The sequence below is a fragment of the Streptomyces sp. enrichment culture genome (genome assembly GCF_964272855.1).
Lineage (GTDB): Bacteria > Actinomycetota > Actinomycetes > Streptomycetales > Streptomycetaceae > Streptomyces.
This window is the reverse complement of record NZ_OZ186847.1, coordinates 399,071-413,679: the sequence shown is the minus strand read 5'-3', so window position 1 is coordinate 413,679 and position 14,609 is coordinate 399,071. Positions and strand designations below refer to the sequence as shown.

10 protein-coding genes and 1 pseudogene are annotated in these 14,609 nt (G+C 73.8%); 7 read left to right on the top strand and 4 right to left on the bottom strand.

The genetic code is table 11. From position 1 onward, the window contains the following. The first annotated feature begins 89 nt into the window (after nt 1-89). From ACSU6L_RS01595 to prcB, 5 genes are all read left to right on the top strand, one after another. Nucleotides 90-830, top strand: coding sequence for an HAD family hydrolase (locus ACSU6L_RS01595; protein WP_437064718.1), 741 nt, complete (start codon nt 90-92; stop codon nt 828-830). Beyond that, nucleotides 827-3,169, top strand: coding sequence for a glycoside hydrolase family 65 protein (locus tag ACSU6L_RS01590; protein WP_437052754.1), 2,343 nt, complete (start codon nt 827-829; stop codon nt 3,167-3,169). The genes ACSU6L_RS01595 and ACSU6L_RS01590 overlap by 4 nt, the downstream gene beginning before the upstream one ends. 143 nt (nt 3,170-3,312) lie before the next feature. After that, nucleotides 3,313-4,773, top strand: a complete 1,461-nt coding sequence (locus ACSU6L_RS01585) for a hypothetical protein (RefSeq protein WP_437052752.1) — start codon at nt 3,313-3,315, stop codon at nt 4,771-4,773. After that, a complete protein-coding gene (locus ACSU6L_RS01580; RefSeq protein WP_437052750.1) occupies nt 4,770-5,711 on the top strand; it encodes a lysylphosphatidylglycerol synthase domain-containing protein in 942 nt (313 codons plus the stop codon). The genes ACSU6L_RS01585 and ACSU6L_RS01580 overlap by 4 nt, the downstream gene beginning before the upstream one ends. A 75-nt stretch (nt 5,712-5,786) precedes the next feature. After that, the gene (gene prcB / locus ACSU6L_RS01575; RefSeq protein ID WP_437052748.1) at nt 5,787-6,626 is read left to right on the top strand and encodes a proteasome subunit beta; all 840 of its coding nucleotides are present in this window, start codon (nt 5,787-5,789) and stop codon (nt 6,624-6,626) included. A 61-nt stretch (nt 6,627-6,687) separates the two neighbouring features. On the opposite strand, the gene ACSU6L_RS01570 is transcribed toward prcB, so the two are convergent. Further along, complete coding sequence (locus ACSU6L_RS01570; protein WP_437052746.1) at nt 6,688-7,902, bottom strand: globin domain-containing protein; 1,215 nt, start codon at nt 7,900-7,902, stop codon at nt 6,688-6,690. A 333-nt stretch (nt 7,903-8,235) separates the two neighbouring features. Here ACSU6L_RS01570 and ACSU6L_RS01565 point away from each other — a divergent pair, with 333 nt between their 5' ends. After that, entirely contained in the window at nt 8,236-10,617 is a 2,382-nt protein-coding gene (locus ACSU6L_RS01565; protein ID WP_437052744.1) for a phosphoketolase family protein, read from the top strand. Between the two features lie 138 nt (nt 10,618-10,755). After that, a pseudogene (locus ACSU6L_RS01560) lies at nt 10,756-11,452 on the top strand (response regulator). 57 nt (nt 11,453-11,509) lie between these two features. On the opposite strand, the gene narI reads toward ACSU6L_RS01560, so the two are convergent. Genes narI through narH form a run of 3 tightly spaced genes read right to left on the bottom strand, consistent with a single transcriptional unit; the run spans nt 11,510 to nt 14,609 of the window. Then, complete coding sequence (narI, locus tag ACSU6L_RS01555; RefSeq protein ID WP_437052742.1) at nt 11,510-12,286, bottom strand: respiratory nitrate reductase subunit gamma; 777 nt, start codon at nt 12,284-12,286, stop codon at nt 11,510-11,512. Beyond that, nucleotides 12,283-13,077, bottom strand: a complete 795-nt coding sequence (gene narJ, locus ACSU6L_RS01550) for a nitrate reductase molybdenum cofactor assembly chaperone (protein WP_437052740.1) — start codon at nt 13,075-13,077, stop codon at nt 12,283-12,285. The genes narI and narJ overlap by 4 nt, the downstream gene beginning before the upstream one ends. Further along, nucleotides 13,074-14,609, bottom strand: coding sequence for a nitrate reductase subunit beta (gene narH, locus ACSU6L_RS01545; RefSeq protein ID WP_437052739.1), 1,536 nt, complete (start codon nt 14,607-14,609; stop codon nt 13,074-13,076). The genes narJ and narH overlap by 4 nt, the downstream gene beginning before the upstream one ends.

Sequence of the window (14,609 nt, the reverse complement as noted above, 5' to 3'; positions counted from 1 at the left end):
CGCACGACCAACGTGGCTCGGTCCGCGCGTTGTGGCGTGCGCCACCCACTGGATGACGGAATGCGGGGAACCGTGTCTCCATGACGGAGATGACGCGACTCGGTCTACCCACGACCGTCCAGGCCTGCCTCTTCGACCTCGACGGCGTCGTCACCAGGACGGCCGTGGTCCACGCGGCCGCCTGGAAGGAGACGTTCGACGCGTTCCTGCGCGCCCGCGACGGCGAGGACTTCCGGCCGTTCGACGCCGTCGCCGACTACGACGAGTACGTCGACGGCCGCCCCCGCGCCGACGGCGTCCGCACCTTCCTCGCCTCCCGCGGCATCGAACTCCCCGAGGGCGAACCAGGCGACCCGCCGGACGCCGAGACCGTCAACGGCCTCGGCAACCGGAAGAACGAACTGCTCCTGGAGCGCATCCGCACCGGCGGGGTCGAGGCCTACGACAGCACCCTGCGCTATCTGAGGGCCGTCCGCGCGGACGGGCTGCGCACCGGGATCGTCTCCTCCAGCGCCAACTGCCGGGACGTGCTGCGCGCGATCGACGCCGAGGACCTGTTCGACGTACGGATCGACGGCGTGGTCGCCGCCGAGCGCGGGCTGCCCGGCAAACCCCGCCCGGACACCTTCCTGGCCGCCGCCCGCGACCTCGGCGTGGAAGCCGGGCGGGCGGCCGTGTTCGAGGACGCGCTGGCCGGCATGGACGCCGGCCGCGCCGGCGGCTTCGGATACGTCGTCGGCGTCGACCGCGTCGGACAGACCGAGGCGCTGTACGCGCACGGCGCGGACGTCGTGGTGAAGGACCTCGCCGAGCTCGGGGAGGGCGAGTGATAGCGCAGCGGTCGTACGCCGTGGAACCGTGGACCGTCCGGGAGACCGACCTCGACCTCGACGTGCTCGCGCAGAGCGAGTCGGTGTTCGCGCTGTCCAACGGGCACGTCGGCTGGCGCGGCAACCTCGACGAGGGCGAACCGCACGGGCTGCCCGGCTCCTATCTCAACGGAGTGCACGAACTGCACCCGCTGCCGTACGCCGAGGCCGGCTACGGCTATCCGGAGTCCGGCCAGACCGTCATCAACGTCACCAACGGCAAGGTGCTGCGGCTGCTCGTCGACGACGAGCCGTTCGACCTGCGCTACGGACGGCTCGTCGCCCACGAGCGCACCCTCGACCTGCGGCGCGGCGTCCTGGAGCGGGTCTGCGAGTGGACCTCCCCGGCCGGTTCCACCATCCGGGTGCGCTCCACGCGCCTGGTCTCGCTCACCCAGCGGGCCGTCGCCGCCGTCGCCTACGAGGTCGAACCCGTCGACAGCCGCACCCGCGTCGTCATCCAGTCGGAGCTGGTCGCCAACGAGAGCCTGCCCGAACCGAACGGCGACCCGCGGGCCGCACGGGCGCTGAAGTCGCCGCTGGAACCCGAGGAGGACTTCGCGGACGGGCTGCGGCTGCGGCTGGTGCACCGCACCCGGCGCAGCGGCCTGCGCGTGGCGGTCGCCGCCGACCACACCGTCAGCGGCCCCGAACGCACCACGACGTCCGCGGAGAGCAACGTCGACGTGGCCCGGCTGACCGTCACCTCCGTGCTGGAGCCCGGACAGCGGCTGCGGGTGGAGAAACTGGTCGCCCACGGCTGGTCCGGCACCCGCTCCCGGCCCGCGATGAGCGACCAGGTGGAGGCGGCGCTGGCCGCGGCCGCGCACAGCGGCTGGACGGGACTGCTCGGCGAGCAGCGGGCGTACCTCGACGACTTCTGGGCGCGCGCCGACGTCGAGGTCGACGGCGACGAGGAGATCCAGCAGGCCGTCCGGTTCGCCCTCTTCCACGTCCTGCAGGCGGGCGCCCGCGCCGAGGGGCGCGCGATCCCCGCGAAGGGCCTGACCGGCTCCGGCTACGACGGCCACGCCTTCTGGGACACCGAGATGTTCGTGCTGCCCCTGCTCACCTACACCGCGCCCGACGCCGTCGCCGAGGCGCTGCGCTGGCGGCACAGCACCCTGCCCGCCGCCCGGGAACGCGCGGCCCAGCTCGGCCTGTCCGGCGCAGCGTTCCCCTGGCGGACCATCGAGGGCTCGGAGGGCTCCGCCTACTGGCCGGCCGGGACCGCCGCCTTCCACGTCAACGCCGACATCGCCGACGCCGTGACCCGCTACACTGCGGCCACCGGCGACACCGGCTTCGAACGTGACGCGGGCCTGGAACTGCTGGTGGAGACCGCGCGTCTGTGGCGCTCGCTCGGCCACCACGACCACGAGGGCGCCTTCCACCTCGACGGCGTCACCGGCCCCGACGAGTACAGCGCGATCGCCGACGACAACACGTACACCAACCTGATGGCCCGGCAGAACCTGCTGGCCGCCGCCGACGCGGTGCGCCGCCATCCCGAGCAGGCCGAACGGCTCGGCGTGGACGACGAGGAGAGCGCCGCCTGGCGGGACGCCGCCGAGGCCATGTACGTGCCGTACAACCACGAACTCGGCGTGCACGAGCAGCACGCGGGCTTCACCCGCTACCAGCGCTGGGACTTCGCCGCCACCCGCCCCGACCAGTACCCGCTGCTGCTGCACTTCCCGTACTTCGACCTCTACCGCAAACAGGTCGTCAAGCAGGCGGACCTGGTCCTCGCGATGTACACCTGCGGCAGCCACTTCGACGACGAGCAGATCGCCCGCAACTTCGCCTACTACGAGCCGCTCACCGTACGGGACTCCTCGCTCTCGGCGTGCGTCCAGGCCGTGGTCGCGGCCCAGGCCGGCCATCTGGGCCTCGCGTACGACTACACGGCCGAGGCCGCCCTGATGGACCTCGCCGACCTGGAGCACAACACCCGCGACGGACTGCACATCGCCTCCCTGGCGGGCGCCTGGATGGCCCTGGTCGCCGGCTTCGGCGGGCTGCGGCACGACGGCGACGTCGTCCGCTTCGCCCCGCGGCTGCCCGCGCGGTTCAGCCGCCTGGCGTTCTCACTGCAACTGCTCGGCCGCCGCCTGCGGGTGGAGATCACCCAGGAGAAGGCCACCTACACACTGCTCTCCGGCCCGCCCCTGCGGATCGGCCACCACGGCGAACCGGTGACGCTGAGCACGGACGGCCCCGCCGTCCGCACGGTCCCCACCGCCGCCGACCGTCCCGCCCCCGGACAACCCCCGCACCGCCGCCCCAACGACCGCTGAGACCGCTGAGACCGTTGAGACCCGGGGCCGAGGGCACCCGGCGTCGCTGTCGCACGGGCGGCCGTACCGCGCGCTGCACCCTGGGGCACTCTGGGTTAGTTTGGGCTTGTTTTCCCGGATGCCGCCTGGGGAGGGACGAGAAGATGGCCGACAGCGTGAGCGTCACCCGGGCGGCCGGTCTGCGCCTCGGCACACCGGACCCCGTCGCGGTCGTCGCGGTCGCCTTCACCTTCGCCCAACTGCTGCTGGTGCCGCCCGCCATGGGCCTCGGCTGGGACGAGATCGTCTACGTCAGTCAGGTCGGCGACCACGCCCCCGCCGCCTTCTTCAGCGCACCCCGCGCCCGAGGCGTCCCCCTGCTGGTGGCGCCCGTCGCCTCCTGGTCGACGTCCACCGCGCTGCTGCGCGTCTACCTCGCGGTCCTCGCCGGCCTCGCCCTGTATCTCGCCCTGCGCTGCTGGCGCGACCTGTTCCCGCCGCGCGTCCTGGCCACCGGCGGCGCCCTGTTCGGCACCCTCTGGGTGACGCTCTTCTACGCGCCGAGCGCGATGCCCAACTACTGGGTCGCCGTCGGCGCAGTGATCTGCGTCGGCTGCTTCCTGCGGGTCCGCGCGGGCCGCGGCGGCCGGGCCGCCCTGTGGGGCGTCGCGGCGAGCGCCGCGCTGATGGCGCTGATGCGGCCCACCGACGCCGTGTACGTGACCGCACCCCTCTTCGTCGCCGCCCTGGTCACCCGCCGGTGGCGCCCACTGCTCTTCCTCGCGGCGGGCCTCGCCGCCGGGGCCGTCCAGTGGGTCGTGGAGGCCTACCTGAACCACGGCGGCCTCGGCCGGCGGCTGTCCGACGCCTCCCGCATCCAGGGCGGCCTGGGCTGGCACTTCGCCGTCGACGACCAGCTGCGCGGCCTGATCGGCCGCACCCTGTGCCGGCCCTGCACCGGACCGCTGCCCAGCCCGGTCATCACCCTGTGGTGGTTCGCGCTGTGGCTGCTCGCCGCCGCCGCCCTCGTCATCGCCGTCCGCGCCCGCCGCACGACCCCCACCCTGCTGCCCCTCGCCTGCGCGGTCACGGCCGCCGTGCCGTACCTCTTCCTCATCGGCTACGCCGCCCCCCGCTTCCTGCTGCCCGCCTACGCGCTCGCCGCCATCCCGGTCGCCGACGCGCTGTGGCGGCTGGCCACCACCCCGGCGGGCCGGTGGCGGCCGGTCGCGGCGAGCGTCGTCGCACTCGGGCTGGCAGGGCACCTCGCCGTCCAGTGGGTGGTCCTCGACCGCACCGTCCAGCGCACCGTCGACGACCGCCGCGCCTGGGCCCGCACCGCCGGTGAACTGCACCGGCTCGGCGTCCGTCCGCCCTGCATGCTCACCGGCGCCACCGCCGTCCCCCTCGCGTACTACACCGGCTGCTCCTCCGCCGCGACCGGCGGCAACAACGCCAACATCACCGAGGCCGCCATCCTCGAATCCGCCCGCCGCATCCCCGTCGCCGCCGTCGGCACGTCGACCGGCTCCCCGCCGCCGTACGCCCGCTCGTGGGCCCCGTACCGGTTCGACCGGCTCCGGCTGTACGTCGCCCCGGCACCCCGCGCGGGCGGGCCCGCGTGACGCCCGAGCCGTGCGCGGCGACACCCACCCGCCGCCGCGCCTACTGGCACACCCTGCTCAGCGTCGCCGTCCTGATCGTCGCGGGATACCTGGCCCGCCGTCACTGGCCGGTCCTGGCGACCGGTGCCGCGCGGCTCGCCCACGCCGACCACGGGTGGCTGCTGGTGGCGGCCACGGCGGTGACGGCCACCTGGGTGTGCGCGGCGCTCGCCCAGCAGGGCGCGGTCCCGCCGAGCCTGCCCGCGGGGCGGCTGGTCGCCGCCCAGTTCGCCGCCTCCGCCGCCAACCACGTCCTGCCCGCCGGGCTCGGCGCGAGCGCCGTCAACTGGCGGTTCCTCGTGCGCAGCGGGCTCCCGGCGAGCCGCGCGGCGAGCGCGCTCGCCGTCAAGGCGGCGGCCGCGACGGCGGTCCGTGCCGTCCTGATCACCGCACTCGCCCTGGCCTGCCCGGGGGTGCTGCGACCGCCCCAGGTCTCCGGCGGCCGGCTCGCCCTCGCCGCCGCCGTCACAGTGGCCCTGGTCCTCGCCCTCGTACCGCTGTGGCGGCGCTGCCGCCCCGCCCTGACCGGCGTCCTCGCCGACGTGCGGACGGTGCACGCCCGGCCGCACCGGGCGGCGGCCCTGTGGGGCGGATCGCTGGCCTTCGCCGGCCTGCACGCCGTCGCGCTGATCGCCGTCGCCCAGGCCGTCGCCCTGCCCCTGCCGCCCGCCCGGGTCGCCCTGCTCTACCTCGCCGCCAGCAGCCTCGCCGCCCTGCTGCCCACCCCCGGCGGCCTCGGCTCCCTGGACGCCGCCCTCGCCCTCGCCCTGACCGCCACCGGAGCCCCGGCCGCGGCGGCGGCCTCCGCCGTGCTCGGATACCGCCTGCTCACCGTATGGCTGCCCCTGATCCCGGGGCTGCTGGTGCTCGCGGTGCTGGTGCGCCGCCGGGCGCTGTGACGAGAACAGGTGTTTCCCGGACGTCCCCTTCTGGTAGGAGTCCGGATGTCGAGCCGACGACGAGGGGGGAACGGCATGGCGAGCGACGCGAGCGAGGGCCGGCTGGGGGCGGAGTTCTTCACTCCCGGGACCGCGTCCTTCACCGATTTCCTGGCGGCCCACCGCCCCGAACTCCTGCCCACTCGCAGCGCGTTGGGCCCCGGCGTGCGCGCCGCCCCCGACACCGCCCCGCACGGCACCACCGTGCTCGCCCTCGCCTACGAGGACGGCGTCCTGATCGCCGGCGACCGCAGGGCCACCATGGGCAACCTCATCGCCCAGCGCGACCTGGAGAAGGTGCACCCCGCCGACGACTACACGGCGGTCGCCTTCGCCGGCACCGTCGGACTCGCCCTGGACATGGTCAAGCTGTACCAGGTGGAGCTGACGCACTTCGAGAAGATGGAGGGCACGCCGATGAGCCTCAGCGCCAAGGCGACCCGGCTCTCCGGCATGCTCCGCCAGAACCTCGGCCAGGCCATGCAGGGCCTCGCCGTCGTGCCGCTGCTGGTCGGCTACGAGGGCGGCCGGGGCCGCATCTTCGGCTTCGACGTCGCCGGCGGCACCTACGAGAAGACCGGCTTCCACGCCGAGGGCTCCGGCTCGCCGTACGCCCGGGGCGCGCTGAAGAAGCTGTACCGGCCCGGCATGTCCCGCCGGGAGGCCGCCCTCGCCGCGCTCCAGGCCCTCTACGACGCGGCCGACGACGACTCCGCGACCGGCGGCCCCGACCTCACCCGCCGGATCTTCCCCATCGTCTCCGTCATCACCGAGGACGGCTTCGAGCGGCTGACCGAGCCGGAGACGGAGGAGCTGAGCCGCGCCATGGTCGCACAGCGCGACAGCCGGCCGGACGGCCCGCACGCCGCGCCGTGAGGCGGCCCGCGCGAGCCGCGGGCCGCCCGTCGATCGCCGTTTCCGCAGGGGGCGAGGTCGCTCAGGCCGCCGGGCCGGGCAGCCACAGGTCGGGCCCGAACACCTCGTAACGGATGTGCCGCGCCGGAACCCCGGCGCGCAGCAGCTGTGCGCGGACGTCACGCATGAACGGCAGCGGGCCGCACAGGAACACCGTGGCGCTCTCGGGCAGTTCGACGCCGTCGAGGTTCATCAGGCCCTCGCGGGCTTCGGGGTCCTCCGGGCCGGGGTGCTCGTACCAGAAGACGGCGCGGGCGCCTCGCAGTTTTCCGACCAGCTCCCTCGTCTCGGTGCGCAGGGCATGGCCGGCGGGGGAGCGGTCGGCGTGCAGCACCAGGACCGGCCGGGCCGAGCCGAGGGCGGCGAGATGCGCCAGGATGCCCGTCATGGGCGTGCCGCCGATGCCCGCGGAGACCAGGACGACCGGAGTGGCGGCGTCGGCCGGGTCGTCGAGGAAGACGTCCCCGAACGGAGCCGACAGCGTCAGTTCGTCGCCCTCGCGGACCTGGTCGTGCAGCAGGTTGGAGACCTCGCCGTCCGGCGCGCCGGCCGTGCCGGTGACCCGTTTGACGGTGATGCGCCGCAGCTCCCCGCCCGGGTCGGACGACAGGCTGTACTGGCGCAGTTGGCGCACCCCGTCGGCCATCGGCATCCGTACGCTCACGTACTGGCCCGCCCGCGCCCGCGGTGCCGGCCGCCCGTCGGCCGGGCGGAGCAGGAAGGACACCACGTCGTCGGTCTCGCCGCGGCGCTCGACGACCGTCCACTGCCGCCAGACCTGTCCGGGCTCGACGCCCGCCTCCTGGTACAGGCGGGCCTCCCGGCCGATCAGGGCGCCGGCCATCAGCCCGTACACCTCGTCCCACGCGGCCGCCACTTCCGGTGTCACCGCGTCGCCCAGCACCTCGGCTATCGCCCCGAACAGGTACTTGTGCACGATCGTGTACTGGTCGTCGGTGACGCCGACGGCGGCGTGCTTGTGCGCGATGCGGTCCAGCAGCGCGTCCGGGCGGGTGTCCGGGTCGTCGAGCAGCGCGGTCGCGAACCCGGCGATCGACCCGGCCAGGGCGCGGCGCTGGGCACCGCTCGCCTGGTTGCCGCGGTTGAACATCCCGTCGAGCAGCTCCGGCCGGTCGCGGAACATCGCGCCGTAGAAGCGGGTGGTGATCTCGTCGAGCGCTCCGGCCACGGCGGGCAGGGTGGCACGTACCACGGCGGCGGACTCTGCGGACAGCATGGAGACTCCTCCCAGGCAGGTGGGGTGAGGCGGGACCGGCACCGCGACCACGGGGCGACCGTCTTCTGTGTAGCAGGCACCGGACCTCGTTCCCGCGGCGCTGGGCGAAGAGGGGCCGAACGGCCCCGTCGATCCGGGCACAACCGCCCACAGGTCCCGCCCGGGCCGGGGCCGGACGGCGCGGGGACGGCCTCCCGCCGGCCCTGTCCGGTGCCGCGGCCCGGTCAGGATGGCCCGGTCGGCCCTGTCGGACACCCGGCCGCCGGGGGAGTGTGGGGGAGGTATGGACCCGTACGCACCCCCGAGCGAACACCGATCCGGAAGGGAGCCTTGATGTCCGTCGACTCACAGCAGGCGCCGGCCCCGCTCACGGACGAGGAGCTGAGGACGCTGGACGCCCACTGGCGCGCCGCGAACTACCTGTCCGTCGGCCAGATCTACCTCATGGCCAACCCCCTGCTGACCGAGCCGCTGCGCCCCGAGCACGTCAAGCCGCGGCTGCTCGGCCACTGGGGCACCTCGCCCGGGCTGAACCTGGTGTACACCCACCTCAACCGCGTCATCCGGGCCCGTGACCTGAACGCCCTGTGCGTCTGGGGTCCCGGGCACGGCGGGCCGGCGGTGGTCGCGGGCTCCTGGCTGGAGGGCTCGTACACCGAGACGTACCCCGACGTCACACGGGACGCCGCCGGGATGGCACGGCTGTTCAAGCAGTTCTCGTTCCCCGGCGGCATCCCCAGCCACGTGGCGCCCGAGACACCCGGCTCGATCCACGAGGGCGGCGAACTGGGCTACTCGCTGTCGCACGCCTACGGCGCGGCTCTGGACAACCCCGGTCTGCTGGTCACCTGCGTCATCGGCGACGGCGAGGCGGAGACCGGGCCGCTGGCCGCGTCCTGGCACTCCGACAAGTTCCTCGACCCCGTCCACGACGGCGCCGTCCTGCCGGTCCTCCACCTCAACGGCTACAAGATCGCCAACCCGACGGTGCTTGCCCGGCTCCCCGAACCCGAACTCGACGACCTGCTCAGGGGGTACGGTCACGACCCCGTCCACGTCACCGGCGACGACCCCGCCGCCGTGCACCGCGCGATGGCGCGGGCCATGGACACGGCGCTGGACCGCATCGCCGCGATCCAGCGCGCCGCACGCGAGGACGGCGCCACCGAGCGTCCCCGCTGGCCGGTCGTCGTGCTGCGCACCCCGAAGGGCTGGACCGGCCCGGCGGAGGTCGACGGACTCCCGGTGGAGGGCACATGGCGCTCCCACCAGGTTCCCCTGGCCGCCGTCCGCGACAACCCGGATCATCTGCGTCAACTGGAGGCATGGCTGCGGTCCTACCGCCCCGAGGAACTGTTCGACGAGCACGGCAGCCCCCTCCCCGACGTCCTGGCGTGCGTCCCGGACGGTGCCCGCAGGCTCGGCGCCACCCCGCACGCCAACGGCGGTCTGCTGCTGCGTGAACTGCCCCTGCCGCCGCTGGAGCGGTACGCCGTCCCCGTCGACAAACCCGGCACCGGCCTCCACGAACCCACGCGCGTCCTCGCCGACCTGCTGGAAGACGTCATGCGAGCCACCGCCGACCGGCGGGACTTCCGCCTCGTCGGCCCCGACGAGACCGCCTCCAACCGTCTCCAGGCCGTCTACGCGGCCAGCGGCAAGGCATGGCAGGCCGGCACCCTCGACGTGGACGAACACCTCGACCGGCACGGCCGGGTGATGGAGATCCTGTCCGAGCACACCTGCCAGGGCTGGCTGGAGGGATACCTCCTCACCGGCCGGCACGGCCTGTTCTCCTGCTACGAGGCGTTCGTGCACATCGTCGACTCGATGGTCAACCAGCACATCAAGTGGCTGCGCGTCACCCGCCGACTGCCCTGGCGCGCACCCATCGCCTCCCTGAACTACCTGCTCACCTCGCACGTGTGGCGCCAGGACCACAACGGCTTCTCCCATCAGGACCCCGGCTTCGTCGACCACATCCTCAACAAGAGCCCCGAGGCCGTCCGGGTCTACCTGCCGCCGGACGCCAACACCCTCCTGTCGGTGGCCGACCACGCCCTGCGCAGCCGCGACTACGTGAACGTCATCGTCGCCGGCAAGCAGCCCTGCTTCGACTGGCTGCCGATGGACGAGGCGCGGACGCACTGCGCGCGCGGCGCCGGGATCTGGGACTGGGCCGGCACGGAGAACGGCGGCGAACCGGACGTGGTCCTGGCCTGCGCGGGAGACGTACCGACGCAGGAAGTGCTGGCCGCCGCCAAGCTGTTGCGCCGCCACCTGCCGCGGCTGGCGGTGCGCGTGGTGAACGTCGTCGACATCGCCCGGCTCATGCCGCGGGAGGAACACCCGCACGGCATGACGGACTTCGAGTACGACGGACTCTTCCCGCCGGACAAGCCGGTGATCTTCGCCTACCACGGCTACCCCTGGCTGATCCACCGGCTCGCCTACCGCCGCACCGGCCACCGGAACCTGCACGTACGCGGCTACAAGGAGATCGGCACGACGACCACGCCCTTCGACATGGTCGTCCGCAACGACCTCGACCGCTACCGCCTCGTCATGGACGTCGTCGACCGCGTGCCCGGCCTCGCCGTGCGCGCCGCCGCCCTGCGCCAGAGCATGGAGGACGTCCGGCTGCGCCACCACGACTGGATCCGCGCCCACGGCACCGACCTGCCGGAGGTCGCCGACTGGACCTGGGACGGCTGACCGCCGGGAACGCCCGAACGGAAAGGGCCGGTCGGCCCGGGCCGTTCGGCCCGCGAACCCGCAGGATCGGCGACAAGGAAGGACCCGTCCCGCCCGGTTCCCTTCCCGAGACGGACAACGCGGGACAGGAGCCCTTCGATGACGGACAGCGAACGACCCGGACCCGGCGACCCGATCCGGGTCCTCCTGCTGGACGACCACGAAGTGGTACGGCGCGGGGTGCGCGACCTGCTGAACGACGAGCCGGACATCAGCGTGATCGGCGAGGCCGGCGCGGTGGAGCAGGCTCTGGCGCGGGTCCCCGCGCTGCGCCCGCAGGTGGCCGTGCTCGACGTGCGCCTGCCCGACGGCGACGGCGTGACCGTCTGCCGCGAGCTGCGCTCACGCATGCCGGAGCCGGCCTGCCTGATGCTGACCTCGTTCGACGACGAGGAGGCCCCGCTGGACTCGATCACGGCCGGAGCCTTTCGGGTACGTGCTGAAGCAGATCCGGGGCTCCGACCTGGTCTCGGCCGTCCGTACGGTGGCCGCCGGCCAGTCCCTGCTGCACCCGAGCGCCACCGCCAAGGTGATGGCCCGGCTGCGCCAGGACCAGCAGCCGGAGGAGGAGCCGGACGCCCTGCCGGGGCTCACCGCCCGGGAGCGGGAGATCCTGGCCCTGATCGGCGAGGGCCTGACCAACCGCCAGATCGGCGGGCGGCTCCACCTCACCGAGAAGACGGTCGAGAGCCAGATCTCCCGCCTGCTCGCCAAGCTCGGCGTGGAGCGGCGCATCCAGGCCGCGGTCGACGCCACGCAGGTCCAGGACCGGCTGCGCCACGAAGGTCCACGGTGAGCTGGAAGGATGCCGGCCGGCCGCGATCCCGGCACGGCGCGAGCGCGGGTCCGCGGCTCACGCGGCCCGCCGGGAGCCCGAGGCCCGCCGGGTCCGGCCGCCCGCCGCCGGGGCTGTCACCGGTGCGGTCCGCCGCCGGTAGACCAGGTACGGGCGGACCAGGTAGCCGATCGGCGCGCTCCACACGTGGACCAGCCGGGTGAACGGCCAGGCCGCGAAGAGCAGGCAGGCGGTCAGGGCGTGCAGCTGGAACAGCAGCGGTGCCCCGGCGATGGCCTCCGGCTTCGGCTGGAGGGCGAACAGGCCGCGGAACCAGACGGAGACGGTGGACCGGTAATCATAGCCGGCGCCGAGGACGTTGTGGGCGGCGGTGGCGGTGATGCCGAGCACCACGGTGGCGGACAGCAGCGGGAAGAGCAGTTTGTCGCTGCGGTCGGTGCCCAGCCGGATCCGGCGGGTCAGCAGGCGGCGGGCGCACAGCATGCCCAGCCCGGCGACCATGGCCACGCCCGCGACCGACCCTGCCCAGACGGCCGCGGTGTGGTACGCGTGCTCGGAGACGCCCACCGCCTCGGTCCACGAGGCGGGAACGGCGAGCCCCACGACATGCCCGGCGATCACCATGAAGGCGCCCAGGTGGAACAGGGGACTGCCCCAGCGCAGCCGGCGGTGTTCCAGGAGCTGGGTGGTGCGGGACGTCCAGCCGAACTGGTCCTGCCGGTAGCGCCAGACGTGCCCGACCGCGAACACGGCGAGGCAGATGTAGGGGACGGCGACCCACAGGAGCAGATCGGCGCCGCTCGCTGCGGCAAGGGAAGAAGGCGCGGCGCTCATCGGGGACCTTCCGGGGTCGGGAGGGGCGGCATGCGGGTGGGAGGGGCCTGCTCGGGCGGGACGAAGGTGCCGGGCGGGGCGAACTCCCCGGCGCCGTACGGGTCGAGGCCGACGTCCTCGTCGGGAGGTCCCTGTGCCGCCAGTTCGGCCACAGCCCTCAGATCGGCCTCCGTGGGCGGCGGCAGGAGGGTCAGCAGCGCGGCGAGGACGTGCCGGTAGGGGGAGCCGGCGTCGGTCAGGGCGCGGCGGATCAGTTCCAGGCCGCGTCGGTGCTGACGCAGAGGCGCCTCGCCCGCTCGCGGCCCGGCGAGGGCGGCGAACTCCAGGACGACCGGGAGGTGGTCGGGGAGTTCACCGCCGTCGGTGTCCCAGCCGGCGGCGCGGTAACGCTGGGCGAGACCGAGCAGGGCCATGCCCCGGCGGCGGGTGTCGCCGTGCAGGTAGTAGGTGAGGTGGAGGCCGCTCTTGCGGCGCAGGTCGAACACCTCGACGTAGTGGCGCTCCAGCGTCTCCGGCTCCTGCCCGGTGAACCAGGTGGTGAAGGCGGCCAGGTGCCCGGCGGCGGGCGAGGACGGAAGCGCCTCGACGGTGGCGGTGAGCTCCGGCCGGGCGTCGGCGAGTTCGGCGTCCGGGTACTGCAGCAGCAGCGACAGCAGCCGCAGCAGCAGTGCCCGGTCCCGGGTCTCCTCCGGCGTGAGCGGGGCCGGACGCCCCGGGCGGGCCGCGCGGCGCACGGCGGCCCGGACGCGGCAGCGGATGACGGCGGGGACGGTCGTGGGGAGCGGGCTCACGGGTGGCCTCCGGCGGGTGCCTCGGACGTACGGCGGCGCAGGGTGGGGATGCCGAGCATGACCTCGCGGGGTTCGGCGGTGCCGGAGGTCTCGACCGGGCAGCGGTTCTCCATCGCGGTCAGCGCGGCGGCGTCCTCCTTGTGCGCGGCGGGGACGACGTACCGGTCGGCGTACTTGGCGACGGCGAGCAGCCGGTGCAGGTCCTCCGCCTCGCGCGCCGTGAGACCCACGGCCTCGAGCACGCTCTCGTCGCCGGCCTCGCCGAGGGCGCGTCGGCGCATGTGCGAGCGCAGCGCGGTCAGCTTCATCAGCACCCCGGCGACCACCTCGCTGTCCCCGGCGGTGAACAGCTGTGCCAGGTACTCCAGTGGGATGCGCAGCCGGGTGACGGCGGCGAAGACGTGGTCGGGGTCGTCCTGGTCGCCGCCCGCCGCGTCGACGGCGTCGAGGACGGGTGAGAGCGGGGGCACGTACCAGACCATGGGCAGGGTGCGGTACTCAGGGTGGAGCGGCAGGGCCACCTTGTACCTGGAGACCAGCGCGTGGACCGGTGACCGCCGGGCGGCGTCCAGCCAGTCCTCGGGGATGCCGGACTCCCGTGCCACCGCGACGACCTGAGGGTCGTGCGGGTCGAGGAAGACGTCGCGCTGGGCGTCGAGCAGGTCCTTCTCGTCCGGGGTGGCGGCGGCCTCGCCGACACGGTCGGCGTCGTACAGCAGCAGCCCCAGGTAGCGCAGGCGTCCCACGCAGGTCTCGGAGCAGACGGTGGGCTGGCCGGCCTCGACGCGGGGGAAGCAGAAGGTGCACTTCTCGGCCTTGCCGGTGGCGTGGTTGACGTAGACCTTCTTGTACGGGCACGCCGTCACGCACATGCGCCAGCCGCGGCAGCGGTCCTGGTCGACTAGGACGATGCCGTCCTCGACCCGCTTGTACATCGCGCCCGACGGGCAGGCCGACACACAGGCCGGGTTGAGGCAGTGCTCGCACAGGCGGGGCAGGTGGAAGAGGAAGGTCTGCTCGAACTCGAACTTCACCTTCTCGGCCCACTCACCGGTGAGGTTGGGGTCGCCCCCGGCGTGCTCGGGTGCGCCGCCGAGGCCGTCCTCCCAGTTGGCACCCCAGGTGATGGCGGTGGGCTCGCCGGTGAGGACGGAGCGGGGGCGGGCGACCGGCAGGTCCTTTCCGGCCGGGGCGCCGACCAGGTTGTCGTAGTCGTAGGTGACCGGCTCGTAGTAGTCCTCGATGCCCGGCAGGTCCGGGTTGGAGAACAGGGACAGCAGGCGCTTGACCCGGCCGCCGGAGCGCAGCACCAGGCGGCCCCGCCGGTCGAGCGTCCAGCCGCCCTTCCACTGCTCCTGGTCCTCGTAGCGGCGCGGGTAGCCGACGCCGGGCTTGGTCTCGACGTTGTTGAACCAGGCGTACTCGACGCCGGGACGGTTGGACCACGTCTGCTTGCAGGTGACCGAGCAGGTGTGGCAGCCGATGCACTTGTCGAGGTTCATCACCATCGCGAGCTGCGCCATGACTCTCAC

Coding starts and splice junctions, on each gene's coding strand:
- ACSU6L_RS01595 (WP_437064718.1), top strand. CDS start 90: ATGACGCGACTCGGTCTACCCACGACCGTCCAGGCCTGCCTCTTCGAC.
- ACSU6L_RS01585 (WP_437052752.1), top strand. CDS start 3,313: ATGGCCGACAGCGTGAGCGTCACCCGGGCGGCCGGTCTGCGCCTCGGC.
- prcB (WP_437052748.1), top strand. CDS start 5,787: ATGGCGAGCGACGCGAGCGAGGGCCGGCTGGGGGCGGAGTTCTTCACT.
- ACSU6L_RS01570 (WP_437052746.1), bottom strand. CDS start 7,902: ATGCTGTCCGCAGAGTCCGCCGCCGTGGTACGTGCCACCCTGCCCGCC.
- ACSU6L_RS01565 (WP_437052744.1), top strand. CDS start 8,236: ATGTCCGTCGACTCACAGCAGGCGCCGGCCCCGCTCACGGACGAGGAG.
- narI (WP_437052742.1), bottom strand. CDS start 12,286: ATGAGCGCCGCGCCTTCTTCCCTTGCCGCAGCGAGCGGCGCCGATCTG.